Here is a 25,663-nt window from a genome sequence, read left to right on the forward strand (position 1 = left end):
ATTGTGGCGTCGGCTTATTGCCGTCAGCCACGGTCGCTGCGCGCGAGGCGATGTTCGAGCCTGCGCAGCATCGTCGTCAGCACCAGCGTCATCACCCAGTAGACGACAGAAATCGCGAGGTACGGCTCCCAGTAGCGCGCATAGGCGCCGGCCACGGTGCGCGCCGCATACGCCAGCTCGGCCAGGCCGATGGCGGAGACCAGCGAGGTATCTTTCAGCAGCGCGATCGCGTTGTTGCCCAGCGGCGGCAGCATGCGGCGGAAGGCCTGCGGCAGCACCACGTAGCGCATCACCTGTGCGGGCGAAAAACCGATCGAGCGGCCCGCATCGAACTGCCCGCGCGAGATCGACTGGATGCCCGCGCGGAACACCTCCGAGATGTACGCCGCCGAGTTGAGCGTGAGCGCCACCACACCCGAGATGAGTGCACCGTGCTCCTGCTTCAAGGTGCGCGCGAGCTCGCCGTCGATGAGGATGCCGCTCGTCGGATGGATGAACACCGGCATCACCGCGAAGTGGATCAAGAGGATCTGCACGAACAGCGGCGTGCCGCGGAAGAAGCTCACGTACACCGTGGCTGGCCAGCGCAGAAAGAAGCGCGCGACCCAGGTCCATGGTGCGTGGCGCGGCTGCGCGAGGCGCGCGAGCGCGAGGCACAGGCCCCAGCTCGAACCCAGCAGCACGCACACCACCGTCATGCGCAGCGTCATCCACGCGCCTTGCCAGAACAGGTCCTTGTATTCGACCAGGATGTCCCAGCGGAACCATCCAAACAGGAGGATCGGTTGTTCCATATTCATCGCCTTCGCGTCATCACTCTCAAAAAAACAAACGGCCGCTTCGAGGGCGGCCGTGATCGGGTCACAGGTGCCGTGCGGCTCAGCGCACGTTCGGGTCCTTGTTGAACCACTTCTTGTAGATCGTGACGTAGCTGCCGTCGGCGCGCACTGCGGCCAGGCCCGCGCTGAGCTTGTCGAGCAGTGCCTTGTCGCCCTTCTTCACCACGATGCCGAAGCCCTCTTCGGGGAAGGACTTGTCGTCCAGCGTCTTCAGGTCGGCATGCTGCGCCACGCGGTAGGCAATGACGCCGTTGTCGCCCATGGCCGCATCGACGCCGCCGCCGGCCAGCTCCGAAATGATGAGCGGCGTGCTCTCGAAGCGGCGGATGTTGGGGCTGGTCTTGCCGAATTCGCGCGAGGCGATGTCGTCGGCGGTGGAGGCGCTCACCACCGCGATCTTCTTGCCGGCCAGATCTTTCAGCGAGGCGACCGTGCTGTTCTTCGGCAGCGCAATCAGCTGGCGGGCCGCGAAGTAGGGCGGCGTGAAGTCGTAGCTCTGCTTGCGCTTGTCGTTGATGGTCACACCCGAGATCACCAGGTCGACGTCGCCGTTGTTCAGCGCACCGAAGATGCCGGTGAACGGCGTGTTGACGATCTTGATCTTCAGGCCCTGCTGCTTGGCGATGGCGTTGATGATGTCGATATCGAAGCCGACGATCTGCTTGTCCTTGTTCTCGAACGCGAAGGGGGCGTAGGTGGCGCTGGAGGCCACGGTGAGTTCGCGGTTCGGGGTTTGGGCCTGGGTGCCGAAGGCGAGCATGGCGGCAGCGAGGCCGACAAGGCCGGAAGCCAGGGCGCGGCGGATGGGGTTCATTCGAGGGTCCTCTTCGATCCGCGAAAGGCGGCAGGTGGTGGGCGAGGATTTTAGGCTGGCGCTATCGGCCTCCCTTTCGTGCCCTCCGCAAAGCGGAATGTGAGTGCTTCGACTGAGTCCTCGCCGCAAGCGCGCCCAAGGGCTAACTAAGGTTCTCCGGGCGGGGCCGGGGACATCGCCCGGCGGCCATGGCGCGCTGTCTAGTATCCGGGGCTTCCCCTTTCAGGAGCTCTGCATGACCCGGCGACTTGGACCTGCCTTTCTTCTTTGCGGCATCGGCCTGGCATGGAGCGCCACGAGCGCGCTGGCCGCCGACGATCCGGCGCCGCGCTTCGATCCGCAGCGCCTGTCGCAGATCGTGAAGACCATCTCCGGCGACGACTTCGAGGGCCGCGCACCCGCCACGCCGGCGGAGGCGAAGACGGTCGACTACCTCGTGGCGCAGTTCAAGGCCGCGGGCCTCGTGCCCGGCGGCGACCTCGAGGGCGGCAAGCGCGGCTGGACGCAGTCGGTGCCGCTGGTGAAGACCGAGTTCCGCGGCACGCCGCAGTTCGCGCTGCAGGTCGGTACGCAGCGCGATGCGCTGGTGCAGGGCGAGCAGATCGCGGTGCGTGCAGCGCTCGACGGCTCGACGTCGGTCTCGATCCAGCAGGCGCCGCTGGTCTTCGTGGGCTACGGCGTGAGCGCGCCCGAGCGGCGCTGGGACGACTACAAGGGCGTCGACCTCAAGGGCAAGATCGCCGTCGTGCTGGTGAACGACCCCGACTTCGAAACCGGGAGCGGTGATTTCGGCGGCAAGGCCATGACCTACTACGGCCGCTGGACCTACAAGTTCGAGGAGGCCGCGCGCCGCGGCGCCCTGGGCGTGCTGATCGTGCACGAGACCGCGCCTGCCGCCTACGGCTGGGCCACGGTGAAGAACTCCAACACCGCGACCATGCTCGACATCGAGCGCGACCAGCCGGCTGCGGTGCATCCCAAGCTGGAGGCGTGGATCCAGCGCGATGTGGCGGTCGAGCTGCTGCGCCGCGCAGGCCTGGACTTCGAGGCGCAGAAGAAGCTCGCGCAGACACGCGAGTTCCAGCCCCAGTTGCTCAAGGACGCGAGCCTCACGGCCGAGTACGCGATCGACCGGCAGGTGATCGTCTCGAAGAACGTGGTCGGCCGCGTCGAGGGTCGCCAGCGCCCCGGCGAAACGGTGATCTACAGCGCCCACTGGGACCACCTGGGCGTGGGCGCGCCCGATGCCAAGGGTGACAGGATCTACAACGGCGCGGTCGACAACGGCACCGGCCTCGCCGCACTCATCGAGATGGGCCGCGCCTTCGCCAGCGCGCCGAAGAAGCCCGAGCGCTCCGTCGTCTTTCTGGCCGTGACCGCCGAGGAGCGCGGCCTGCTGGGCTCCGAGTTCTACGGCGCCAAGCCGCTGTACCCGTTGGCGAAGACCGTGGCCGTCATCAACATGGACGCGTTAAGCCCCGAAGGCCCGGCGCGCAACTTCAGCACCTCGGGCAGTGCCGTGTCGCAGCTGCAGGACCTGCTGGTCGAGCAGGCCAACGGCTTTGGCCTGGCCTACGCACCGGACCCGCACCCCGAGGCCGGCTACTTCTTCCGCTCCGACCATTTCTCCTTTGCCAAGCGCGGCGTGCCGGCGCTCTCGTTCGCCTCGGGCAACGACTGGGTCGAGGGTGGCCTCGCGGCCGGCGAAGCGTCCAGCAAGGCCTACACCGCCGAGCGCTACCACCAGCCGGCCGACGAATGGAAGGCCGACTGGTCCTTCACCGGCATGGCGCACGACCTGCCGCTGCTCTATCGCGTGGGCGAGACGCTGGCGAACAGCAAGCGCTGGCCCGAATGGGGGCAGGGATCGGAATTCCGCGCGACGCGCGATGCGAGCCGCAGTGAGCGGCGCTGATCTTCTGCTTCAGCGGCCGAAGAGGAGGTAGAGCGCGATCAGCGCGACCACGACGACGCCGATCAACTTCTTCTTCCAGCTGCTCGGGGCAGGCGCTGAAAGCGAGGACGACGTCCAGGTGAACGTCCGCGTCTGCGAGCCGGAAGACGGTGGCAACGCGAACGGCACGGACGGCAAGGAAGATGTCGACGAAGACGACGAGGTGGTGAAGTCGAGCGAATCGATGGAGAACGTCGTCGTGGTCTTCGTCGTTCGCATCTCCGTCCGCGCGCCGGACACGCGGGCCATGGCGTCCGCGACGATGTCCTCATGCTCCGTGCGGCCGGCGAGCGCCCTCAATTCGTCCTCGCTCAGCGCGCCCGACCGGAGCACCGTCCAGGCGAGCGTGGCGGGCAGCGAATCGGGCGCGGCCCAGGCTTCCTCGTGGGTGGGCAGCATCGAGAGGCTGTGCGCGTGCTGCGTCGCGTCGATCAACTGCAGGCTCAGCAACTGATCGAGCGCGTTCGCGCTGACGCCGTCGTGCACGCGGCGGTCCAGCAGGCGCATGTGCAGCTGCGCCCAAGGTGGCAGCGGGAACTCGCCGCTGATGAGGTCGGTGGCTTCGGAGACGATGGCCTGGGCTTCGTTCTCCTGGCCCGCGGCGGCGGCGCGGGCAGGGAGGTCGGCGAGTTGCGCCTGCGGAACGATCTCGCGGGCGACGACCCAGGCGAGGGCTTCGGCTGGCGTGCGAAACAGGGCATTGGGCAACTCCGGATCGTTGGCGGCCGCCGCGTGTTCGGCGTCGGTGAGCAGGCGGACCTGCTGCAGATGGTCCAGTGCGCGGCGGCTGGGGTCGAGATTCATGCGGCTCCCTGTTCTTTCTCGTCTCGGTGAGGGATGGATGCTCGCATACCGCGCCGGAGGATTTCAGGCTGGCAGAAATGCTGGCACGTCGCCTCTCGTTGACGGTCAGCCAAAAAGATCTTCGCAGCGGACGTTCTTCCGCTTCAATCCCTCCATTTCTTTTGCGGAAATCTTCCTTCGTGTTTCAAGACTCCAGACGTCTTCGTAAGGATTTTCCGTACTACAAGAAATGCCGGCGGGGGCGATGTATTTTCCATTTTTTGATATCAGGCGGATGCCATCTGGAACAATTCCAAATTCATAAGATGACATGCCTCCAGTGCGACCTATTCTTTGCATCGCCTTTTCATCGGATTCATTTTTTCTGACGCTGAATGGGAACATGATTTCCTTTGAGCCAGGCAGGCGCCTGACCGCATAAGAAACCCGGGTGGCCAATGTGCCTCCGCCGATGTGGTGCATGTCTTCCAAATAGGTTATGTAAATTTTTCCTACCGCATTGATGTCCAGAATATTCTCGCCGGCCGGGTCGTGTGATAGCTGAATTCGCGAGGTTTTTTTGCATTGATCGTACGCATCGGTCAGTTTGACAAAATTCGTGTAAAAGGGAGCGTAGAAGCCTTTTTTGACTTGTTTGAAAATCAAAAAATGACGATCGCCTGAGTATCGAAAGCTCTCGAAATCCAGATTGACTCGACAGGACAAAGATTCTGAGTTTTTGCTCAGCGTCAAAATTTGTCGATCGGTCTTTAACGCGCTTATTTCCTGTGACAGGCAGAGTGAATGCATCATGAAAAAAGATGCGGCGAGAATTGTTTTTTTCAGCATTTTGGATCTCATTGGTCGAGGATGATTTTCTTCGCGGACCTTGTGTTTTTCAGCCGCCTGTCCCAAGCGATCTCTCCGCCATTGATGGCAAGCGTGACCGCTTTGGATACCGTGGTTTCTTGAGCCAGCTCGTTGGCGCCGACAGCCAGGTAATCCATGTCGCCGTCCATTGCACGAAGCACGGCGGGACGCTGAAATGTCATATACCAGCCTCCGGCATCCATGCAGTTATAAATTGATGTTCCAATGACTTCGGGGTTATCGACAATGCCTGGGGTTCTGGTCATTCCCCGGGCATTTCTTGCCACATATTGCGGATCGGTCCACCATTGATTGTCAAAGCTGCTTCTGGCCAACCATCCGCGGTATACCCAATATTGAACGTAGTTGAGCCTGCCCGTTAATTGCTTGAATCCTCTGCCTCGAAATTTTTGAGCGTCCGGATCTCCGAGGTTGCCCATTCTCCAGTTGTACGAGCTGGCAATGAGAAGTCCTTTGCTGTTGAATTTTTTTGATCCGTACCAATCCACTCTTTCATTCGGACTGAAGCCCCACCAATGGCCAAAATCGAGTTCGTTGCGAAGGGATTGCGGGTCTTTCCCGCCAACTTGACCGTGAACCTCTCCATTCACCGCACTCCCGGTCATGGAGTCTTCTTGCATTGCTGTCAGAAAACTGGACTCTTCCGCCCCTTGACCTAAAATATGAGGCAATCTCTTTGATGTATTCAGCAGATATTTGCGCGTCATCGAATTCAGCGAAATTTGATATTTCCTGATGGCATCGAATCTGGCGGGATTGTTGTTGCGGAGATCGTGGCTTTTGTAAATTTTCTCCATCTCGCTGCGACTTAACCATCCGCATTTCCTCATATGCCCCACGAATTCTCGAGGATGAAACCGCCAGTCCGCCTTCAAAAACGCCTCCGGTAATTCAAGAAACGTGACCGCCTTCGCATGCCTCACAAACCGCTCCCACTTCTGCGCCCCCGTCGCGTCGTCGTCCGTTGACTTGAAGTCCTCCGTTTCCAGCCAGCCGTACCGTTTCTCGACATCCTTCTGGTCCCACTCGCTCGGAAACTTGCAGATCGCACGGCGCAACTTGTTGCGCACCTCGGGTTCTCCCAATCGCCGCGCCAACTGCGCCCGCTCCATGCGCCGGTCGTTCGTCCGGTCCGGATCGCGGATCAGCGTCTTCATGCGCAGCGAATCGCAGCGCTGGTCGGTCGGGGTCGGGTCATCGTCGAAGCAATTCCAGCCCGTGATCGCCAGGAAATCGGCATCGCTGAACTTGAAGGTGCCGGGCGCATTGAGATCGACCCAGAGCCCTCCTTCCGGCGTGACGACCTTGCGCCAGTGGGCGGCGTTGGCCGGCAGTGCGTCGGGTCCCAGGTTGCGGCCGAAGCGCAGCAGTTCGTACCAACCGCTCGGGCTGCTCATGGCTTGCGTGGCGGCATCGAGCGTGCCGTGGCGGTCGTTGGCGACGGCGGACAGGTCGTACTCGAAGCTCTGCGAGGCGCCGGGGCGCATGGTGGCAACGGTGATGTAGTCGTAGCGGCTGTCGTTGCGGGGTTGGCCGATCGGCGCGCCCAGCTTGTCGTAGCTGGCGAGGATCGCGCTGCCGTGCTCATAAGTGATCTGCACCCACTGCGCGGCGCGCAAGGTGTCGGGCAGGAAGAAATCGGTGGCGGCGCTCGCTGCGCCGCCTGTGTGGACGGCCGAGCGCAAGTGACTGGTCGGCTGGCTCGAGCGGGTCGGCGTGCCTGCGGGCACATAGATGTAGAGGCTGCCGAAGACGGCGTCGGTGCGGCCGTTGGCCGTCGGTGGCTGGGGCGCCAGCGGATCGGCCCAGTTCCGTTGGCGGGTGGTGAGTTTTTCGAGGTTCGCCTCGTCGCAGCAGATCTCGAAATGAACCTGCCCGTCGTGGCCGTAGATCTGTCCTGGCGTGCCCAGCGCTTCCTTGCGAAAGACGACGTCGCCGGCCTTCAGCGGCTGGCGCGTCCTTGCGTGGTTGGCGAGGCTCCCCAGGTGCATGCAGGCGCTGTAGTAGACGAACTCGGTGGCCACCGCACCTGCCGCCCCGATCTCGCCCTTGTGCTCGATGACGACGAAACCGTCGCTGGTCCACGCAGGGCTGGGCGTGCCTCCGTTGAACGGGTTGTAGTTGAGCGCGTGGTTGACGTCGTTGTTGGGCACGGTCGGCGGATGCACGAAGACGACGGTCCCGTCGGCGACGGCGCGCACCGGCAGGTACGCGCCCGCGGCCTGCGGTGCCTGGATGTGGATGCCGTTGTGCCAGGCCAGCCGGAGGCTGAGGGGAAACGAGCCCTCGGGGGCGTTGGTGTTGGAGAGCCGGGAGGTCGGCTGCGCCATGGCGGCGTCGAGCCAGGCTGCTTCGGATTGCGACGTGCGGGCAGGCAGAAAAGGTGGGCTGAGGATCATGCGAACCGTGAAGAAGAAAGTGGAGAGCCGGACCCGTCCCGGTCTGGTTTCCACAGTCTTGTCGGCTCACCGATTTCGCAATGCCAACAATGGTCACCCCTGCACGCGGGGCTCGCACAAAACCCGCGCGAAGCGGGCAAAAGTCATGGGCTGGACCGAGGCGCGCCGCTACTTCGCCAGATGCCCCAGCGGCAACGCACTGCTCGCCTTCACCTCACCGAGCGAGAAGCTCGTGTGCAGGTCCTTCACGTTCGGCAAATTCATCAAATGCTGCCGCGCGAAGGCCGAAAAACCGTTCAGGTCCTGCGCCACCACCTGCAGCTCGAAGGTGCCGGTGCCGCTGATGTAGTGGCAGGCCACTACCTCGGGCATCTTGCGGATCGCGTCTTCCAGCTTGCGGGTGGCCTCGTTGGTGACGCGCTCAGTGTCTACGCGCACGAAAGCGAGCACGCCCAGCCCGATCTTGTGGCGGTCGATCTCGGCGCGGTAGCCCTTGATGAAGCCGGCTTCTTCCAGCGCGCGCACTCGCCGCCAGCAGGGCGCGGCTGAGAGCCCGACGCGCTGCGCAAGCTCGGCGTTCGTGAGGCGGCCGTCGGCCTGCAGTTCTTGCAGGATTGCGAGGTCGAACTTGTCAATGCTTTCCATGGGGATGGATATTAAGCAAGATTCTTTCTGGAAGCGCGTTTTTCGGGGCAAAGAACGCAAACACCTGTCGCGAACCCCGGCATACACTTTGCGTGATCATGGGCTCGCGCCCTACCGGGCACAGACCCACAGCCAATCCAGCCAGGCCCACAAGGCCCTGCCAATACGGAGACAGACAACATGAATGCCCCGCTGCCCGAGCACATTCGCCGCGCGCTAGAGACCGTCACGCTCGACGACAAATACTCCCTCGACTACGGCCGCGCGTTCATGAGCGGCGTGCAAGCCCTCGTGAAGCTGCCCATGCTGCAGCAACTGCGCGACAAGCAGGCCGGCAAGAACACCGCCGGCTTCATCAGCGGCTACCGCGGCTCCCCGCTCGGCGGCTACGACCAGGCGCTGTGGAAGGCCAGCAAGTTCCTCAAGGAACAGAACATCGTCTTCCAGCCGGGCGTGAACGAAGAACTTGCCGCCACTGCGCTATGGGGCACCCAGCAACTGGGCTTTTCACCCGCCGGCACCAACAAGTTCGACGGCGTCTTCGGCATCTGGTACGGCAAGGGCCCGGGCGTGGACCGCTGCTCCGACGTCTTCAAGCACGCCAACATGGCGGGCACCACCGAATTCGGCGGCGTGATCGCGGTGGCGGGCGACGACCACATCTCCAAGAGCTCCACCGCCGCCCACCAGAGCGACCACATCTTCAAGGCCTGCGGCACGCCGGTGTTCTTTCCGACCAGCGTGCAGGAAATCCTGGACCTGGGCATCCACGCCTTCGCGCTGAGCCGCTTCTCGGGCGTGTGGTCGGGCATGAAGACGATCCAGGAGATCGTCGAGTCGAGCGCCACGGCCATGATCGACCCTGAGCGTGTCGAGATCGTCATTCCCACCGACTTCGAAATGCCGCCCGGCGGCCTGCACATCCGCTGGCCCGACCATGCGCTGGAGCAGGAAGCCCGGCTCATGCACTACAAGTGGTACGCCGCGCTCGCCTACATCCGCGCCAACCGCCTGAACCACAACGTCATTCAAGGCCCGAACGACCGTTTCGGCATCATGGCCAGCGGCAAGGCCTTCAACGACACGCGCCAGGCGCTGCTCGACCTGGGGCTCGATGACGCGGCCTGCCGCCAGCTCGGCATCCGCCTGCACAAGGTGGGCGTGGTGTGGCCTCTGGAAGCGCAGCTCACGCGCGAATTCGCCACGGGCCTGCAGGAGATCCTGGTGGTCGAGGAGAAGCGCCAGGTCATCGAATACCAGCTCAAGGAAGAGCTCTACAACTGGCGCTCGGATGTGCGGCCCAACGTGGTCGGCAAGTTCGACGAGGGCGAGGTGCATGCGGCCGAGGGTTACTCGGGCGGCGAATGGTCGGTGCCGAACCCGACCTCGCACACGCTGCTGCGCGCCAACGCCGACCTGAACCCCGCGATGATCGCCAAGGCGATCGCGCTGCGCCTGAAGAAGACGGGCCTGCTGGCCGCGGCCGGCGCCGACATGACCGCGCGCATCGACGCGCAGCTCGCCATCCTCGAAGCCAAGGAGCGTTCGATGGTGGTGCAGCAGGCCTCCACCAGCGTGGCCGACGCCACGCGCCAGCCGTGGTTCTGCTCGGGCTGCCCGCACAACACCAGCACCGTGGTGCCCGAAGGCTCGCGCGCGATGGGCGGCATCGGCTGCCACTTCATGGCGACCTGGATGGACCGCTCCACCATCGGCTTCACGCAGATGGGCGGCGAGGGCGTGCCATGGGTGGGCCAGCAGCCCTTCACGACCGACCAGCACATCTTCGCGAACCTGGGCGACGGCACGTACTTCCACAGCGGCCTGCTCGCGATTCGCCAGAGCATCGCGGCCGGCGTGAACATCACCTACAAGATCCTCTACAACGACGCGGTCGCGATGACCGGCGGCCAGCAGGTCGGCGAGCGCCCCGAAGGCCACTCGGTGTTGCAGATTGCCGAGAGCCTGCATGCCGAGGGCGCGAAGAAGGTCGTGATCGTCACGGACGAGCCCGAGAAGTACGAGGGCGTCTCGATTCCGGGCGACCACGTGCAGGTGAAGCACCGCGACCTGCTCGACGAGATCCAGCGCGAGTTCCGCGCGATGCCCGGCACCACGGCCATCATCTATGACCAGACCTGCGCGACCGAGAAGCGCCGCCGCCGCAAGCGGGGCACGGCCGTCGATCCGGCCAAGCGCGTGGTCATCAACGAGCTGGTCTGCGAAGGCTGCGGCGACTGCAGCGTGCAGAGCAATTGCCTGAGCGTAGAACCGCTGGAGACCGAATTCGGCCGCAAGCGCACCATCAACCAGAGCAGCTGCAACAAGGACATGAGCTGCCTGAAGGGCTTCTGCCCGAGCTTCGTGACGGTCGAGGGCGGCCAGCTCAAGAAGAAGAGCAAGAGCAAGGGCGCGACGCCGGCCGAATTCGGCCTGCTGCCGGAGCCCGTGATTCCGTCGCTGGCCGGCGGCAAGGTCTGGGGCGTGGTGGTGGCGGGCGTCGGTGGCACCGGCGTCATCACCATCGGCCAGCTGCTCGGCATGGCCGCGCACATCGAGGCCAAGGGCATCGTCACGCAGGACGCGGCGGGCCTGGCGCAAAAGGGCGGCGCCACCTGGAGCCACGTGCTCATCGGCGACACGCAGGACGACATCCGCACCACGCGCGTGGGCACCGCGGCCGCCGATCTGATCCTGGCCTGCGATCCGCTGGTCACCGTCAACGGCGAAACCATGGCGCGCATGCGCGAAGGGCGCACGCACGTGGCGCTCAACAGCCACAGCTCGCCGACGGCCGCCTTCGTGCGCAACGCCAACTGGCAGAACCCCGAAGACGCCTGCGCCGCCGAGATCGCGCGCGCCGTGGGCATCGTCGGCATCGGCACCTTCGACGCCGACGCGGCCGCCACCACGCTGATGGGCGACAGCATCTACGTCAACCCGATGATCCTGGGCTACGCCTGGCAAAAGGGCTGGTTGCCGCTGGCGCACGAGTCGCTGATGCGCGCCATCGAGCTCAATGCCGTGGCCATCGAGAACAACAAGACCGCGTTCGAATGGGGCCGCCAGGCTGCGGTTCGCCCCGAGGAGCTGCAAAAGCGCGTGCGCCCGGGCCAGGTCATCGAGTTCAAGAAGCGCGAGACCGTCGAGGGCCTGGTGGCACGCCGCGCCGAGTTCCTGACCGGCTACCAGAACGCCGCCTACGCCGAGGAATACAAGCAGTTCGTGGCGAAGGTGCAGCAGTCGGAATCGTCGCTGCCGGGCAAGACGGCGCTCACCGAGACGGTGGCGCGCTACCTGTTCAAGTTGATGGCGTACAAGGACGAGTACGAAGTCGCGCGCCTGCACACCGACCGTTCGTTCCTTGACCGCGTCGAAGGCATGTTCGAGGGCGACTACAAGCTCAACTACCACCTCGCCCCGCCGATCATTGCGAAGAAGAACGCCAAGGGCCAGCTGCAGAAGCAGAAGTTCGGCCCCTGGATGCTCACGGGCTTCCGCTTCCTCGCGAAGCTCAAGGGCCTGCGCGGCACGGCGCTCGACATCTTCGGCCGCACCGAAGAACGCAAGACCGAGCGCGCACTGATCGCCGAGTACCGCGCGAGCATCGACGAGGTGATCGGCGCCCTGCGTGCCGACAACCACGCGCTGGCGCTGGAGATCGCGAGCCTGCCCGAGCAGATCCGCGGCTACGGGCATGTGAAGGATCGCAACCTCGTGGCGGCCCGCACGCGCTGGAGCGAGTTGATGGCCAAGTGGCGTAATCCGCAGGGGCAGCGCGCGGCGGCCTGATCAGTCGGTGCTGCCGCTCTCGAGCCGGCTGTTCAGCCGGGCTCGGGCGGCCATCAGGGCGCCGTGGATCTTCTGTTCGAACACTTCGCGTGGCGGCAGGACGGTGAGGTACTCCGCCACGTGGATACCTGACCTGTCCAGCTCCAGCAGCTCGATCTGCTCCTGCTTCTTGCCGGTGCAAAGGATGATGCCCAATGGCGGCGCATCGCCCGGTTCCTGGTCGTGGCGAGCGAGCCATCGCAGGTACAGCTCCATCTGGCCTTTGTACTCGGCGCGGAATTCGCCAAGCTTCAGCTCGATCGCCACCAGTCGGCGCAGCTTGCGGTTGTAGAACAACAGGTCGATATAGAAATCGTCGTTATCGAGCTGGATGCGGCGCTGGCGGGCCACAAAGCTGAAACCGGCGCCAAGTTCGAGCAGAAAGGCCTCCAGCTCGCGCAAGATGGCGTCTTCGAGGTCCTTCTCCAGGTGGCGATCCTGCAAGCCCAGGAAATCGAGCACGTAGGGATCTTTCAGCAGCAAGGCCGGCTCGGCAGGGTTCTGGTTCTTCAACTCGCCGAGTTCCTGGCGGATCAACGCCTCGGGCTGGCGCGAAAGTGCGGTTCGCTCATAGAGCAGCGAGCCGACGCGCTCACGCAGCGTGCGGACGCTCCACCCTTCCAATTGGCACATCTGCGCGTAGAAGTCGCGGGCCAGCGGATCCTTGACCGGCAGCAGCGCCAGAAAGTGCGTCCAGCTCAAATGTCGCATCAGCGGTACGACAATTTCCTCGGATGGGAACACCTCGGCGAACTGCACCATGCGCCGGAGGTTTTTCTCCTCGAAGCCGCGCCCGTAGTCGCTTGCCAATTGTCGCGACAGCGATACGACAATTTCCTCTCCGTAGCCGGCGCGCCGGCCGCCCAGCACTTCGGTGCGGATGCGTTGGCCGATGTGCCAATACAGGAGCGTCAGGCCTGCGTTCACCGCCGCTGCGGCTGTCTGCCGGGCCTGCTCGATCAACTGGCGCAGGTCTGTCAGGAGCAGGTCGGAGCCGCCCCTGTGAAGGGCGGCGGGGGCATCGGCTGTCGTCAAGCTGTTGCGCTTGCTCATGGGTTCTCCTTGCTTTGCGCGTGTGGTGCGGGGCGGGGCGGGGCGGGGCGGAATTGTCCGGTTGCCGCAGGCGCGCCTCGCGCCTGCGGTGCCAGCCAGTCTGAAAAGAGCAGCGAATGCGGCATTACTTGCAATAGGAGCTATCAAAAGCGTAGCGCCCGCAGTGCATGGAGTCTCCTGAAAGCCCCGTGCGACGCGCCGGGTTAGGGCTCCGAAGGGCGCCGTGCCCCGAATACAATGCCCGGTGCTGTGCGGTGGCCAAGCCCCGCCGAGCTTTGATTTGCGGCCGGTTTTTCCCGCGACCGCTCAGAGATGGAATGGCAGGCCCGGCCCGCGCTCCTCTCGCTTTCTTCTCTTCCCTCTGTTGGAGACTCTCTTGTTCATTTCCTCTGCTTTCGCCCAGACCGCGCCCGCAGCCGCCGGCGGCGGCGACATGTTGTCTTCCCTCGGCAGCATGCTGCCGCTGGTGCTGATGTTCGTGGTGCTGTATTTCGTCATGATCCGCCCGCAAATGAAGCGCCAGAAGGAAGCCCGCGCCATGATCGAAGCCCTGGCCAAGGGTGACGAAGTCGCAACGGCCGGCGGCGTGCTCGGCAAGATCACCTCGATCGGCGACCAGTACCTCGGCCTCGAGATCGCCAACGGCATCGAGGTCAAGATCCAGCGCAGCGCCGTGGTGCAGGTCCTGCCCAAGGGCGCCGTCAAATAAAAGCGTGAGCTGATCCTTGCGCTTTGCGGCGCAGGGCCCCAATTCACGCCGTGTCCCGTTTCTTGAAAAGCGCTTTCTCATGAACCGTTACCCGGTCTGGAAGTACACGATCATCGTGATCGTGCTGCTCGTGGGGCTCGTCTACGCCCTGCCCAATTTCTTCGGCGAGTCGCCTGCGGTGCAGGTGTCGGCGGCCAAGTCCACCATCAAGATCGATGCGTCGACGCAGGCCCGGGTCGAGGGCGTGCTCAAGGCGGCGGGCCTCGCGCCCGACCTGCTGACGCTCGAGCCGACCGCCGTGCGGGCGCGCTTTGTCAGCACCGACGACCAGATCAAGGCGCGCGACGCACTGCAACAGGCCCTGGTGCCGAACGCAGACGAAGCCTCCTATGTGGTGGCGCTGAACCTCGTGTCGCGCTCGCCCCACTGGCTGACGGCGCTGCATGCCTTCCCGATGTACCTGGGCCTCGACCTTCGCGGCGGGGTCGACTTCCTGCTGCAGGTGGACATGCGCGGCGTGCTGGACAAGAAGGCCGAGTCCTTCGCCGGCGACATCCGCTCCGCCCTGCGCGACAAGAAGGTGCGCGGCAGCGCGGTGAACCGCAACGGCCAGACCGTCGAGATCACGCTGCGCGATGCCGACAGCCTGGAGATCGCCCGGCGCCTGATCCAGGACCAGATGCCCGACCTGAGCACCGTCGAGAGCCAGCAGGGCACCGAGTCGCGCATCGTGGCGAGCATCAAGCCCGAAGCCGCGCGCCGCTTCCAGGACGCGGCGCTCAAGCAGAACGTGACGACGCTGCACAACCGGATCAACGAACTCGGCGTGGCCGAACCGGTGATCCAGCAGCAGGGCATCGACCGCATCGTCGTGCAGCTGCCCGGCATGCAGGATCCGGCCCAGGCCAAGACCATCATCGGCCGCACCGCCACGCTCGAAATGCGCCTGGTGGACGAAAGCGCCGAAGGCCGCGCGGCCGAACAGGGCACGGGGCCGGTGCCGTTCGGCTCCGAGAAATTCCTCGACCGCGGCGGCCGTGCCGTGATCGTGAAGAAGCAGGTGCTGGTCACCGGCGAAAACCTCACCGACGCGCAGCCCGGCTTCGAGCAGCAGACCAACCAGCCCAAGGTCGACCTGACGATGGACTCGAAGGGCGGCAGCATCATGCGGCAGGTCAGCATCGAGAACTACAGGAAGCGCATGGCCATGCTGATCTTCGAGAAGGGCAAGGGCGAAGTGCTCACCGCTCCCTCGATCAACGGCGAACTGGGCAACCGCTTCCAGGTGTCGGGCTCGATGACCGTGTCTGAAGCCAACGACCTCGCGCTGCTGCTGCGCGCCGGCTCGCTGGCCGCGCCGATGGAGATCATCCAGGAACGCACCATCGGCCCGACGCAAGGCGCCGAGAACATCAAGAAGGGCTATGAAAGCGTGATGTACGGCTTCGCCGCGATCATGGTGTTCATGTGCCTCTACTACGCGCTGTTCGGCGTGTTCTCGTCGATCGCGCTGGCGGTCAACCTGATGCTGCTGGTGGCCATCCTCTCGATCCTGCAGGCCACGCTCACGCTGCCCGGCATTGCCGCGATGGCGCTGGCCATCGGCGTGGCCATCGACTCCAACGTGCTGATCAACGAGCGCGTGCGCGAAGAGTTGCGTAACGGGGCGTCGCCGCAGGCGGCGATCCACGCGGGCTACGAGCGCGCCTGGGGCACGATTCTCGACTCCAACGTGACCACGCTGATCGCGGGCATCGCGCTGCTGGCCTTCGGCTCGGGTCCGGTGCGCGGCTTCGCGGTGGTGCACTGCATCGGCATCGTCACCTCGATGTTCTCGGCCGTGTTCTTCTCGCGCGGTCTGGTGAACTTCTGGTACGGGCAGAAGAAGAAGCTCAAGAGCGTGTCGATCGGCACGGTCTGGCGTCCGAAGACCGATGTCGCCGATGGCACCGATGCCGCAGCCGTGGCCGAAACCAAATAAGAGACAGCCATGGAATTCTTCCGGATCCACAAGACCATCCCGTTCATGCGCCACGCGCTGGTGCTGAACATCGTTTCCTTCGTCACCTTCGCGCTGGCGGTGTTCTTCCTGTTCCACCGCGGGCTGCACCTGTCGGTGGAGTTCACCGGCGGCACGGTGATGGAAGTGGCCTACAAGCAGTCGGCCGACGTCGGCAAGGTTCGCGAGGTCGTCGCCAAGCTGGGCTACCAGGAGGTGCAGGTGCAGAGCTTCGGCACCGCGGTGCAGATCCGCCTGCCGGTGGCCAAGGGCATGACCTCGACCCAGCAGAGCGACCAGGTGATGGGCGCCCTGAAGGCGGTCGAGCCGACGGTGGAACTGCGCAGCAATGAATTCGTCGGCCCGCAGGTGGGCGACGAGCTCACCAGCAACGGCCTGAAGGCGCTCGCCATGGTGGTCGCGGGCATCATGATCTACCTGGCGTTTCGCTTCGAATGGAAGTTTGCGCTGGCTACCGTGCTGGCCAACCTGCACGACGTGGTGATCATCCTGGGCTTCTTCGCCTTCTTCCAGTGGGAGTTCTCGCTGGCGGTGCTGGCGGCGGTGCTGGCGGTGCTGGGCTACTCGGTGAACGAATCGGTCGTGATCTTCGACCGTGTGCGGGAGAACTTCCGCCGCTACCGCAAGATGACGACGGCCGGAGTCATCGACAGCGCGATCACTTCGACCATCAGCCGCACGATCATCACCCACGGCTCCACGCAGCTGGTGGTGCTGTCGATGTTCTTCTTCGGCGGCCCGACCCTGCACTACTTCGCCCTGGCGCTGACCATCGGCATCTGCTTCGGCATCTACTCCTCGTGTTTTGTGGCAGCTGCCATCGCGATGTGGCTGGGCGTGAAGCGCGAAGACCTGATCAAGGGCGGCGGCCCGCCGACCAAGCGCGAAGGCGACGCCGAGGACGACCCGAACGCCGGCGCCGTCGTCTGACGGATACTTCAGGGTTCAACAAAAAAGCGGGCGGCACGGCCGCACCGCTGTTCGCATGCAACGCCGGGCACGCTCCGCACTTGTGCGGTGGCGCTTCCCGATGCAAGCTCGCGGGTGTTGCCGACGAACAGTTCCCCCTGGCCTTCCCGATCCTTCAATGAGCATTGCGCGGTCCGCCTCTTCCCTGCAGCTCGCACGCGAGACGCGTGAGCGTTTCGTATTGGCCACGGAAGGGGCCATCGTCCCGCTGGCCCGCGCGATCCGCGACCGGCTGACGCAGCTGGCTTCGGAGGTGAGCAACGCCCGCGCCATGCAGGAACACCGCGACGATTTCGTGGCGTTCCAGGGCCAGGCGACGCAATGGGTGACGCTCGCGCAGACAGGCTGGCGCAAGGCCCTGGGCGCCGCCACGCAAACCGGCGGATTGACGACCTTTCCCACGGCGCTGCGGCTCGAGCTGATCGGCGACGAGGTGGTCGAGACCAACATCCTTGCCTCGCGCCTCGCGCAGGTGATCCACGACAAGGCGAGCTTCGAACTCAGCGACCTGCGCCTGCGCATCCAGCACCTCGAAGGCACGAGCGAGCTCGATTCGAAGGACGTGCTCAAGCCCGAGACGTTGGCCAGGCTGCTGGTGGAGCAGTGGCTGGCCGCCGGCCTGAGCCGCGAACTCTGGAGCCGCGTGCAGGACACGGTGCAGCTGCAGTTGCTCGACGTGATCGTCAAGGCCTACGAGAGCGCCAATGCCTACCTGATCGCCAACGGCGTGATGCAGGAGATCGACCTCAAGAGCTTCGTGCGGCGCACCGGCAATGCCGCAGGCGCGGGCAACAGCGCCGGCTTCAACACTTCCTTTTCGGGCGGGGCCGCTTCGGCGACCGCGCCGATGATGGACGGCGGCGGCCAGCAGCAGCGTCCCGGCTATGGCGCACAGGCGCCGCAGCAATCACAGCAGCCGCAACCGCAGGCCTCCGTGCCGATGCCCGCCTCGTCGACGATCGGCGGCTCGCCGCTGATGATCGCGCGGCAGCGCGCCCAGACCGCGCTGCTGAGTCTCAAGCGATTCGTCACGGGGCGCATCGGCGGCGACAGCACCACCGTTGCCGTCCAGAATTCGATCACCGGCACCGCCCCGGGGGGGCGCGCGACCGGTCCCGGCGGCGGCACCGCGGGCGGCGGCGGCAACACCGCCCCGCGGCAGTTCTCCAGGACCTTTGCCGGCGCCATCGCCGAAGCCGAGGCGGCTTACCGCATGGCTGCCACGCAGTACATGGACGCGTCGGGTGAGCAGGCCACGGTCATCCAGCAGACCGCGGTGGACCTGCGCCGGCGCAGCACCGAGCTCAAGAAGCGCGCCCCCACCACGGCCGACAAGGCCACCGTGGAAATCGTCGCGCTCATGTTCCAGGCCATCCTGGCCGAGGAGCGGATTCCGTTCTCGGCGCGCGTGTGGTTCGCGCGGCTGCAGATGCCGGTGCTGCGCGTGGCCATCGCCGAGCCTGAATTTTTCGGCACGCTGCAGCATCCCGCGCGCATGCTGATCGACCGCATGGGCTCCTGCGTGATGGGCTTCGACGCGGCGGCCATCACCGGCAGCGCGCTCGAGGGCGAAATCCGCCGCGTGGTGCAGGTGATCGAGCAATACCCCGAGACCGGGCAGCGCGTGTTCAAGCTGGTGTTCGACGAGTTCGTCGCTTTCCTCAACCGCTACCTCACGCAGAGCGACACCACGCAGCGCGTGATGAGCGTGGCGCAGCAGGTCGAGCAGAAGGAAACGATGGCGATCCAGTACACCATCGAGTTGCGCAAGATGCTCAACGACATGCCGGTGCGCGACGAGATCCGCGAGTTCCTGTTCAAGATCTGGGCCGAGGTGCTGGCGATTGCCGCGCTGCGCTACGGTGTACAGGGCGAGCAGACCGTGATGTTGAAGCGCGTGGCCTCCGAGCTGGTCTGGGCCGCGAGCGCCAAGCCCAACCGCACCGACCGCGCACGTGTGATCCAGGACCTGCCGCAACTGCTGCAGCGCCTGCGCCAGGGCATGGCACTGCTGGGCATCGTCGACGAGCCGCAGGAAGCGCACATCAAGACCATCGGCGCCACGCTGTCCGACGCCTTCCTGTCGAAGACCGAGGCGATCCCGCAGGCCAAGATCGAGGCCATGGCCGAGCGCCTGGCGCATCTGGAGGATTTCGTGAGCGACATCGGCGGCACCGCCGATCTGCCGCTCGATGCCCACAGCATCGAACTGCTGCTGGGCGTGGACGCCGCCTCGATCGAGGTGGTGCCCGATGCCGCCGGCGTGCAGGTGCCCGAAGACATGCTGGCCTGGGCGCACGAGCTGCAAGTGGGCAACTGGTTCATGCTGGACCACAACGACCGCGTGAGCCAGGTGCAGTTCGTCTGGCGCAGCGATCGGAAGCAATTGCACCTGTTCGCCACGGCGGACGGCCGCAGCTTCCTGATCCAGGCGGGGCGGTTGGCAACTTATCTGCAGGCCGGCCTGCTGGTGCCGGCCGAGGAAGAGACGCTCACGGTGCGCGCCACGCGCGAGGCGTTGGCGAAGCTCGACGCGAATCCCGAGCGCTTGCTGAACTAGTAGCCAGCCGACGCGGCAGGCTCAGTGCGCGATTCGCCCTTCGCGGCTTTCGCACAACTCGTCGAGCACCAATGCATCGGGCTCGATGCCGGTGCTCCAGTGCACCATCAGCACGATGATCTTGAGCTCGTCGAGCGCCACCGGATCGCCCGGGGCCGCCATCGCGCGCTCGATCACGATCTCGCGCAATCCACACGGCAGCACGTTCGACGATTCGAGAAAGCGGATGAAGCCGAGGCATTCGGCGCCCAGGTGTTCCTGCTCGGCCTGGGAGTAGACGCGCATGGCGTCGTCCGACTGGGGCAGGGAGGCTTCAGGCGCGCCGCGGAAGGTGACCGTGGCGGAGGCATCGTCGTCGGCATCGAGCTCCAGCTGCATGCCCTGCGTTGCGAGGCTCAGGCCGTCGAGCCAGTGAAGGGCATCGCGGATCTCGTCTGCCTCGAAACCGTGGGCACTGAGCTTGCGGCCCAGTTGTTCGGGTTCGGGGCAGGCATCGCCGCGCCAATAGTTTTCGTAGACAAAAACAAGCACTTCGAACATGAGCCCAATATAGCCCACGAATGTGCAAGGCAGGCTAGGTGGATGCCATTCGCTGAAACAGCCCACCGGGCAGGCGTGAAATGTGCCCGTCCAGTTCGAGTTCGAGCATCTTCGCTTGCAGCGCAGCGGCACTCCAGCCGGTGCGGGCGCTGAGCGCGTCGAGGCTCACGGGCTCGAAGCCGAGCGCGTCGAGCAGCGGGTCTTCGGAGGCCGATGCGTCGTTGCCTGCGTGGCCGTTCGAGGGGGCGGCGCTGGCTGTGCCGTTTGTGCGCAGCGGCGGCAGCTCCTCGAGGATGTCAGCCACCGACTCGACCAGCTTCGCGCCCTGGCGGATCAACGCATGGCAGCCGCGCGATTGCGGCGAATGGATCGAGCCCGGGATGGCGAACACCTCCTTGCCCTGTTCCGAGGTGAGCCGCGCGGTGATGAGCGAGCCCGATGCCAAAGCCGCCTCAACCACCAGCGTGCCGCGCGCCAGCCCCGCGATGAGCCGGTTGCGCTTCGGAAAATTCTGGGTGAGGGGCGGCGTGCCGAGCGGAAGCTCGCTCACGATCAGCCCCTGCAAAGTGATGCGGTGCGCGAGGTCGCGGTGGCGCGCGGGGTACACGCGGTCCAGGCCGGTACCGACCACGGCCACTGTGGCGAGCCGCGGCGCATCGCCGGCTGCATCGAGCGCGCCCTGGTGCGCTGCGCCGTCTACGCCCAGCGCGAGGCCCGACACGACGGGCAGTCCCGCATCGCCCAAGGCCCGCGCAAAGCTGCGTGCATTGGTGGCGCCTTGCGGCGTCGGATTGCGGCTGCCGACGACGGCGATGCTGTTCTGCAACTGCGTCAGGTCGAAGTCCGCGGCGCCGAGCACGTAGAGCATCAGCGGCGGGTCGACCATTTCGAGCAGCGAGGCCGGATAGCCGGCATCGCCGAGCGTGACGAGGCGGCGGGTGACGCCGTTGCCCTCGACCGTTTGAAGCCATTGCCAGGTCTGGTCGATCGATGCCTGCAGGCCGTGGGGCGCCTGTTGAAGCGCCTCGGCCTGCGCGGTGCTGACGACCTGCCGCAACGCGGCATTGCCTTGTGCGAAAACCCCTTCGGGCAGGCCGAATGCCGCGAGCAGCTTGCGCGCGGTGCCGTCGCCGATGCCCGGCGTCAGTGAAAGCCGCAGCCAGCCTGCGAGTTCTGCGCGTTCCAAACGGGTAGGGGCGAGGACGTGGGTGCCGGAAAGCCGATCAGGGGTTGACGAGGAAGTCGCCCGCCTTCGGGGTGTCGTTGATCTCGAGCACCAGGGCGTAGGACACCTTCTCGAAGGTGCGGAACACCATCAGGAGGCCGATGCGTTCGTTCGGCAGCTTGATGGTTTCCTTGCGCGCGCCGGTGCGGTCGAGGATGGTTTCGCCGTTCTTCAGGATGGCCAGCACATGGCCGCTGTCGATGCCGTCGCGCGTGCCCTTGTTGATGGCCACCACCTGGTTCTGCGCCGCGAACTGCACCGCGTTGCCGTAGACCGAGATGATCCGGCCATCGACCTGCGTCGAGGGCGCGCGCGGTGCGTAGCTCAGCAGCTGGCGCGGCGGTTCGGGCAGCAGGCGGTCGCCAGCGCGCATTTCTTCGCGCGAGGCCACGATGTCGATGCTGGCAGGGACGACCGTGATGATGTCCTTGTCCTCGACCGTCTCGATGGTGGTCGATTCGCCGCGTTGCAACTGGGCCTTGCCCAGGTACTGCGCCTCGTAGCCGAGGATTTCGCCCGTGCCCGGGTCCTTGAGCGGTGTGGCGTTGCGGAAGATGCGGAAGTTCTGGATCGGACCCGGCACTTCGACCAGCGGCGACTCGGGGTTGCCGCGGGCGTAGGCCCGGTCACCGCGCGACAGCAGCACGCGGCTGTCATTGCCGGCAACGATGCGCGGCGCGCTTTCGAGTGTGCCGGCGTCCACCACGATCGGTTCGCTGAGGAAGGGCTCGATCAGGCTCGGGTTGAGCGTGGGCAATGCCATGCCGGCCAGCGAGTCGAAACGGGTGCGGGGCGAGAGCTTGATGGTGCCCCCGTCGCCGCTGACGCCGCCGCGGCGGGTGGTCAGGCGTGCCCGGCCACCGCTCTTGTCCAGATAGAGGACCTGGCCGGGGTAGATGCGGTGGGGGTTGGCGATCTCGTTGATGTTCATGCCCCACAGTTCCGGCCAGCGCCAGGGGCGCAGCAGGTAGAGGCGGGAGATGGCCCAGAGCGTGTCGCCGGACTTGACCGTGTATTCGTCGGGTGCCTTCGGCGACAGCTCGCTCAGCGGCACGCCCGCCTGGGCGGTCTGCTGGGCGGTGGCGCGCTGCTGCGGCGTGACGGGGTAGTTTTGAGCCCAGGCCGTGGTGGCGCCGCAACTGCCGATTACCGCCAGGGCGGTCAGCGTGGCGAGGAAATTGGGGCGCTGGCGTTCGGTGGATCTGAGCTTTTTCATGTCTGGATGGGTGAGCGCACGACGTATCGTTGCGCATACGAATCTCACAATTTGCTACGAATTCTGCGCCCGAAGCCCTTGAGAGGGCAACGTTTTCGGGTCCGGAGGCGGCCTCGCGTCGCGGAATTGGCGAAAATAGCCACAACTTCCCCCCGATTTCATGGCCAAACGAATCATTCTGAGTTACCCGGACAAGCGCCTGCACACGGTGGCCAAGCCGGTGCAGGGCGTCGACGCGCGCATCAAGGCCTTGGTCGCCGACATGCTGGAGACCATGTACGACGCCGAAGGCATCGGCCTGGCAGCGACCCAGGTCGACGTGCACGAGCGGCTCGTCGTCATCGATGTGTCCGAAGAGCGCAACAAGCCGATCGTGCTGATCAACCCCGAAATCACCTGGGCCAGCGAAGAAAAGGTGCTCAATGAAGAGGGCTGCCTTTCGGTGCCGGGCATTTATGACGGCGTGATGCGTTCCACCTCCGTCAAGGTCCAGGCGCTCGACGAGAACGGCGAAATGCGCACCATCGAGGCCGACGGCCTCCTGGCCGTGTGCGTCCAGCACGAACTCGATCACCTGCTGGGCAAGGTGTTCGTCGAATACCTCTCGCCCCTGAAGCGCAACCGCATCAAGAGCAAGCTGCTCAAGCAGCAGCGCGAAGAAACGCGCGAACGGGCCTGAATCCCATGACCTTGCGCAGCCTCGGCTCCCTCGCGGCATTGGTGGTTCTCGCAACGGTCGCGGGCTGCGCCAACGAGCCCACCCGCATCCAGCCTGGCACCACCGCTGCCGACACCCTGCAACGCCTGGGTGCCCCCACCGGCCGCTACCCGCTCAACAACGGCGGCGAGCGGCTGCAGTATTCGCGCATGCCGGCCGGCTTCGAGGTCACCGACATCGACGTGGATGCCTCGGGCAAGGTCGTTTCGGTGACGCAGGTGCTGAGCGAGGCGCGCTTTGGCTACGACATCAAGGTCAACGAGTGGCGCCAGAACGATGTCATGGCCTTCTACGGCCGGCCCTACCAGACCGACCGCGTGAGTTCCTTCGACGGCGTCGTCTGGACCTGGCGCTACAAGGCCGTGAACGAGCGCCGCATGCTCTATATCTATATCGACCCCACCGGCGTGGTCCGTCGCTATCACACGGGGGATGACCTCGAATTCGAACGGGTCCGGGATTGAGCCGGCTCAAGATCGCTTTTGCGGGCACGCCCGAGTTCGCGCGCGTTGCCCTGGAGGCCATTGCCGCCGCCGGTCATGACATCGTGCTGGTGCTGAGCCAGCCCGACCGGCCCGCGGGCCGCGGCATGAAGCTGCAGGCTTCCCCCGTCAAGCAGTGCGCGGTCGCCAACGGCTGGCCGGTGGCGCAGCCGCGCAGCCTGCGCCTGGATGGCAAGTACCCGGACGAAGCCGCGACCGGTCGCGATGCCCTGCTGCAGGCGCAACCCGACGTGATGGTGGTCGCCGCCTATGGGCTCATCCTGCCGCAGTGGGTGCTCGACCTTCCGGTGCACGGGTGCCTGAACATCCATGCGAGCCTCCTGCCGCGCTGGCGCGGCGCGGCGCCGATCCACCGCGCCATCGAGGCCGGCGATGCAGAGACCGGCATCACCATCATGCAGATGGACGCGGGCCTGGACACCGGCGACATGCTGCTGCGCGAAGCCGTGGACATCGGCAGCGACAACACCGCCCGCCTGCACGATCGCCTGGCAGAGCTGGGCGGCCGGATGATCGTCGAGGCTTTGGCGAACCTCGGCGGGTTGACCTGCACGCCGCAGCCGGCCGAAGGCGTTACCTACGCCAACAAGGTCGAGAAGCACGAAGCGCTGATCGACTGGGCCCAGCCCGCTGACGCCATCGTGCGGCGCATCCGGGCCTTCGATCCATTCCCGGGCGCCAACAGTCCGCTCGACGGCGAGACCATCAAGCTCTGGACCGCGCACGCGGTGCCCGCCGGCGCGCCGGCCGCGCCCGGGACGATTCTGGCCGTCGACGACACCGGCGTCGCGGTGGTTGCCGGAGATTCGGGCGTGCTGCTCACCGAGCTCCAGCGTCCGGGCGGCAAGCGCCTGCCCGTGGCCGATTTCCTGCGCGGCTTCGACCTGAAGCCCGGGCAGGCGTTCGGCTGATGTTCCTTTCAGCAGCCATCCGCCAGCGCCCCGAATTCCGCAGGGGCATCCGCGACATGTCCTCGGCTGCGCTGGGCATCGGTGCCTGGGGCCTGATGACCGGCGTGGCCATGGTCAAGTCGAACATGAGCGTGGTCGAGGCGGTGGCGATGACGCTGTTCGTCTATGCCGGCAGTTCGCAGCTCGCGGCCATTCCGCTCCTGTTCGCGGGCGCGCCGGCCTGGGTGATCCTGGCAACGGGCTTCTGCGTCAACCTGCGCTTCGTGGTCTTCAGCCTGCACCTGCGGCCCTACCTCATGCACATGCCGCGCCTACGGCGCATGACGCACGGCTACCTGACGGCGGACCTGAGCTACGCGCTCTTCACCCGGCAGTACCCGGTGCCGCCCGTGACCCTCGCCGAGCAGCAGTCGCAGGAGGCCTATCTCACCGGCAACTACTTCGTGACCTGGTGCTCGTGGATGGGCATGAGCCTGCTGGGCGTTGCGCTTGCCAACCTGATTCCGCAGACCTGGGGCCTCGGCTTTGCCGGTGTGCTGAGTCTGGTGGCGATCGTCTGCTCGATGGCGACGACGCCGCTGCGCATCCTGGCCGCGCTGATCGCGGGCGCTACGGCCGTCGCGGCCTATGCGCTGCCGCTCAAGCTCAACATCGTCGTGGCGATCGGCGCCGCGGTGCTGCTGTGCTTCTGGCTCGAGAAGCAGTTCGGGCTCGACCCCGATGCGGAGGACGACAAGTGAGAGGCACCGACCTCTGGACGCTGGGCGTGATCGCCGGGCTGGCCCTCGTCACCGTGCTCACGCGCTGCTTCTTCTTCATCCTCGACCGCCCGTGGGGCCTGCCGGACTGGGCGCACCGCGCGCTGCACTACGCGCCAGCGGCCGCGCTGGCCGGCGTGATCGCGCCCGAGATCGTGATGACCCAGGGCCACCTGATCACCACGCTGCACGACGCACGCTTGTACGCGGCCGTGGTCGGCGGTGCTTACTACTTCTGGCGCCGCGGCGTGCTCGGCACCATGCTGGCGGGCATGGCGGTGTACCTGCCGCTGCACCTCTGGGCCGGCTGGTAGCGCAGCGATTT

Annotated in this window: 21 protein-coding genes; 11 read left to right on the plus strand and 10 right to left on the minus strand. The window is 65.5% G+C overall.

From position 1 onward, the window contains the following. Window positions 1-23 precede the first annotated feature (23 nt). A complete protein-coding gene (locus NU688_RS23500; protein WP_257863214.1) occupies window positions 24-794 on the minus strand; it encodes an amino acid ABC transporter permease in 771 nt (256 codons plus the stop codon). 85 nt (window positions 795-879) lie between these two features. Then, on the minus strand, window positions 880-1,653 hold the full coding sequence (locus tag NU688_RS23505) for a basic amino acid ABC transporter substrate-binding protein (protein ID WP_257863215.1): 774 nt from the start codon (window positions 1,651-1,653) through the stop codon (window positions 880-882). 235 nt (window positions 1,654-1,888) lie between these two features. Here NU688_RS23505 and NU688_RS23510 point away from each other — a divergent pair, with 235 nt between their 5' ends. Next, window positions 1,889-3,568, plus strand: coding sequence for a M28 family metallopeptidase (locus tag NU688_RS23510; RefSeq protein WP_257863216.1), 1,680 nt, complete (start codon window positions 1,889-1,891; stop codon window positions 3,566-3,568). A 9-nt stretch (window positions 3,569-3,577) separates the two neighbouring features. On the opposite strand, the gene NU688_RS23515 is transcribed toward NU688_RS23510, so the two are convergent. The 4 genes from NU688_RS23515 to NU688_RS23530 all read right to left on the minus strand — a co-directional run bounded on the left by NU688_RS23515 (window position 3,578) and on the right by NU688_RS23530 (window position 8,325). Next, entirely contained in the window at window positions 3,578-4,411 is an 834-nt protein-coding gene (locus NU688_RS23515) for a hypothetical protein (protein WP_257863217.1), read from the minus strand. Window positions 4,412-4,516: 105 nt separating this feature from the next. Beyond that, window positions 4,517-5,239, minus strand: a complete 723-nt coding sequence (locus NU688_RS23520) for a hypothetical protein (RefSeq protein WP_257863218.1) — start codon at window positions 5,237-5,239, stop codon at window positions 4,517-4,519. Between the two features lie 8 nt (window positions 5,240-5,247). Further along, complete coding sequence (locus NU688_RS23525; RefSeq protein ID WP_257863219.1) at window positions 5,248-7,734, minus strand: M23 family metallopeptidase; 2,487 nt, start codon at window positions 7,732-7,734, stop codon at window positions 5,248-5,250. Between the two features lie 114 nt (window positions 7,735-7,848). Then, a complete protein-coding gene (locus tag NU688_RS23530; RefSeq protein ID WP_042577412.1) occupies window positions 7,849-8,325 on the minus strand; it encodes an Lrp/AsnC family transcriptional regulator in 477 nt (158 codons plus the stop codon). A 180-nt stretch (window positions 8,326-8,505) separates the two neighbouring features. On the opposite strand from NU688_RS23530, the gene NU688_RS23535 reads away from it, so the two are divergent. Continuing rightward, window positions 8,506-12,117 (plus strand): indolepyruvate ferredoxin oxidoreductase family protein, encoded by a 3,612-nt coding sequence (locus NU688_RS23535; protein WP_257863220.1) that lies wholly within the window; start codon window positions 8,506-8,508, stop codon window positions 12,115-12,117. Here the strand turns inward: NU688_RS23535 and NU688_RS23540 are convergent, their stop codons facing one another. Further along, on the minus strand, window positions 12,118-13,209 hold the full coding sequence (locus NU688_RS23540; RefSeq protein WP_257863222.1) for a YhcG family protein: 1,092 nt from the start codon (window positions 13,207-13,209) through the stop codon (window positions 12,118-12,120). A 376-nt stretch (window positions 13,210-13,585) separates the two neighbouring features. On the opposite strand from NU688_RS23540, the gene yajC reads away from it, so the two are divergent. From yajC to NU688_RS23560, 4 genes are all read left to right on the plus strand, one after another. Next, window positions 13,586-13,918 carry a preprotein translocase subunit YajC gene (gene yajC, locus NU688_RS23545; RefSeq protein WP_257863223.1) on the plus strand — a complete coding sequence of 111 codons (333 nt, stop codon included), beginning with the start codon at window positions 13,586-13,588 and terminating at the stop codon, window positions 13,916-13,918. A gap of 79 nt (window positions 13,919-13,997) precedes the next feature. Continuing rightward, the gene (gene secD, locus NU688_RS23550; protein ID WP_257863224.1) at window positions 13,998-15,899 is read left to right on the plus strand and encodes a protein translocase subunit SecD; all 1,902 of its coding nucleotides are present in this window, start codon (window positions 13,998-14,000) and stop codon (window positions 15,897-15,899) included. Between the two features lie 9 nt (window positions 15,900-15,908). Then, the gene (secF, locus tag NU688_RS23555) at window positions 15,909-16,868 is read left to right on the plus strand and encodes a protein translocase subunit SecF (protein WP_257863225.1); all 960 of its coding nucleotides are present in this window, start codon (window positions 15,909-15,911) and stop codon (window positions 16,866-16,868) included. Window positions 16,869-17,025: 157 nt separating this feature from the next. Further along, on the plus strand, window positions 17,026-19,467 hold the full coding sequence (locus NU688_RS23560; RefSeq protein WP_257863226.1) for a DUF1631 domain-containing protein: 2,442 nt from the start codon (window positions 17,026-17,028) through the stop codon (window positions 19,465-19,467). Window positions 19,468-19,488: 21 nt separating this feature from the next. On the opposite strand, the gene NU688_RS23565 is transcribed toward NU688_RS23560, so the two are convergent. From NU688_RS23565 to NU688_RS23575, 3 genes are read right to left on the minus strand one after another with little or no spacing between them, the layout of a single operon-like run. Next, window positions 19,489-20,007 (minus strand): DUF494 family protein, encoded by a 519-nt coding sequence (locus NU688_RS23565; RefSeq protein ID WP_176661299.1) that lies wholly within the window; start codon window positions 20,005-20,007, stop codon window positions 19,489-19,491. A gap of 34 nt (window positions 20,008-20,041) precedes the next feature. Then, on the minus strand, window positions 20,042-21,193 hold the full coding sequence (gene dprA, locus NU688_RS23570) for a DNA-processing protein DprA (protein WP_257863227.1): 1,152 nt from the start codon (window positions 21,191-21,193) through the stop codon (window positions 20,042-20,044). Between the two features lie 37 nt (window positions 21,194-21,230). Continuing rightward, window positions 21,231-22,448, minus strand: coding sequence for a LysM peptidoglycan-binding domain-containing protein (locus tag NU688_RS23575; protein ID WP_206176185.1), 1,218 nt, complete (start codon window positions 22,446-22,448; stop codon window positions 21,231-21,233). Window positions 22,449-22,608: 160 nt separating this feature from the next. Here NU688_RS23575 and def point away from each other — a divergent pair, with 160 nt between their 5' ends. Genes def through NU688_RS23600 form a run of 5 tightly spaced genes read left to right on the plus strand, consistent with a single transcriptional unit; the run spans window position 22,609 to window position 25,652 of the window. Then, on the plus strand, window positions 22,609-23,127 hold the full coding sequence (gene def, locus NU688_RS23580; RefSeq protein ID WP_257863228.1) for a peptide deformylase: 519 nt from the start codon (window positions 22,609-22,611) through the stop codon (window positions 23,125-23,127). A 5-nt stretch (window positions 23,128-23,132) separates the two neighbouring features. Beyond that, window positions 23,133-23,630, plus strand: a complete 498-nt coding sequence (locus NU688_RS23585; protein ID WP_257863229.1) for a hypothetical protein — start codon at window positions 23,133-23,135, stop codon at window positions 23,628-23,630. Beyond that, complete coding sequence (gene fmt / locus NU688_RS23590) at window positions 23,627-24,580, plus strand: methionyl-tRNA formyltransferase (protein ID WP_257863230.1); 954 nt, start codon at window positions 23,627-23,629, stop codon at window positions 24,578-24,580. The genes NU688_RS23585 and fmt overlap by 4 nt, the downstream gene beginning before the upstream one ends. Further along, window positions 24,580-25,320 carry an AzlC family ABC transporter permease gene (locus NU688_RS23595; protein WP_257863231.1) on the plus strand — a complete coding sequence of 247 codons (741 nt, stop codon included), beginning with the start codon at window positions 24,580-24,582 and terminating at the stop codon, window positions 25,318-25,320. The genes fmt and NU688_RS23595 overlap by 1 nt, the downstream gene beginning before the upstream one ends. After that, the gene (locus NU688_RS23600) at window positions 25,317-25,652 is read left to right on the plus strand and encodes an AzlD domain-containing protein (protein ID WP_257863232.1); all 336 of its coding nucleotides are present in this window, start codon (window positions 25,317-25,319) and stop codon (window positions 25,650-25,652) included. The genes NU688_RS23595 and NU688_RS23600 overlap by 4 nt, the downstream gene beginning before the upstream one ends. The last annotated feature ends 11 nt before the right edge of the window (window positions 25,653-25,663 follow it).

The sequence above is a fragment of the Variovorax sp. ZS18.2.2 genome, assembly GCF_024701975.1.
Taxonomy (GTDB): Bacteria; Pseudomonadota; Gammaproteobacteria; order Burkholderiales; family Burkholderiaceae_C; genus Variovorax.

Bases quoted from the DNA above. Each gene is read 5' to 3' on its own strand.
- NU688_RS23510 (WP_257863216.1), top strand. From the start codon at position 1,889: ATGACCCGGCGACTTGGACCTGCCTTTCTTCTTTGCGGCATCGGCCTG.
- NU688_RS23585 (WP_257863229.1), top strand. From the start codon at position 23,133: ATGACCTTGCGCAGCCTCGGCTCCCTCGCGGCATTGGTGGTTCTCGCA.
- NU688_RS23575 (WP_206176185.1), bottom strand. From the start codon at position 22,448: ATGAAAAAGCTCAGATCCACCGAACGCCAGCGCCCCAATTTCCTCGCC.
- secD (WP_257863224.1), top strand. From the start codon at position 13,998: ATGAACCGTTACCCGGTCTGGAAGTACACGATCATCGTGATCGTGCTG.
- def (WP_257863228.1), top strand. From the start codon at position 22,609: ATGGCCAAACGAATCATTCTGAGTTACCCGGACAAGCGCCTGCACACG.
- secF (WP_257863225.1), top strand. From the start codon at position 15,909: ATGGAATTCTTCCGGATCCACAAGACCATCCCGTTCATGCGCCACGCG.
- NU688_RS23595 (WP_257863231.1), top strand. From the start codon at position 24,580: ATGTTCCTTTCAGCAGCCATCCGCCAGCGCCCCGAATTCCGCAGGGGC.
- NU688_RS23560 (WP_257863226.1), top strand. From the start codon at position 17,026: ATGAGCATTGCGCGGTCCGCCTCTTCCCTGCAGCTCGCACGCGAGACG.
- NU688_RS23565 (WP_176661299.1), bottom strand. From the start codon at position 20,007: ATGTTCGAAGTGCTTGTTTTTGTCTACGAAAACTATTGGCGCGGCGAT.
- NU688_RS23500 (WP_257863214.1), bottom strand. From the start codon at position 794: ATGGAACAACCGATCCTCCTGTTTGGATGGTTCCGCTGGGACATCCTG.
- NU688_RS23505 (WP_257863215.1), bottom strand. From the start codon at position 1,653: ATGAACCCCATCCGCCGCGCCCTGGCTTCCGGCCTTGTCGGCCTCGCT.
- NU688_RS23540 (WP_257863222.1), bottom strand. From the start codon at position 13,209: ATGAGCAAGCGCAACAGCTTGACGACAGCCGATGCCCCCGCCGCCCTT.
- NU688_RS23535 (WP_257863220.1), top strand. From the start codon at position 8,506: ATGAATGCCCCGCTGCCCGAGCACATTCGCCGCGCGCTAGAGACCGTC.
- NU688_RS23515 (WP_257863217.1), bottom strand. From the start codon at position 4,411: ATGAATCTCGACCCCAGCCGCCGCGCACTGGACCATCTGCAGCAGGTC.
- NU688_RS23520 (WP_257863218.1), bottom strand. From the start codon at position 5,239: ATGCTGAAAAAAACAATTCTCGCCGCATCTTTTTTCATGATGCATTCA.
- NU688_RS23530 (WP_042577412.1), bottom strand. From the start codon at position 8,325: ATGGAAAGCATTGACAAGTTCGACCTCGCAATCCTGCAAGAACTGCAG.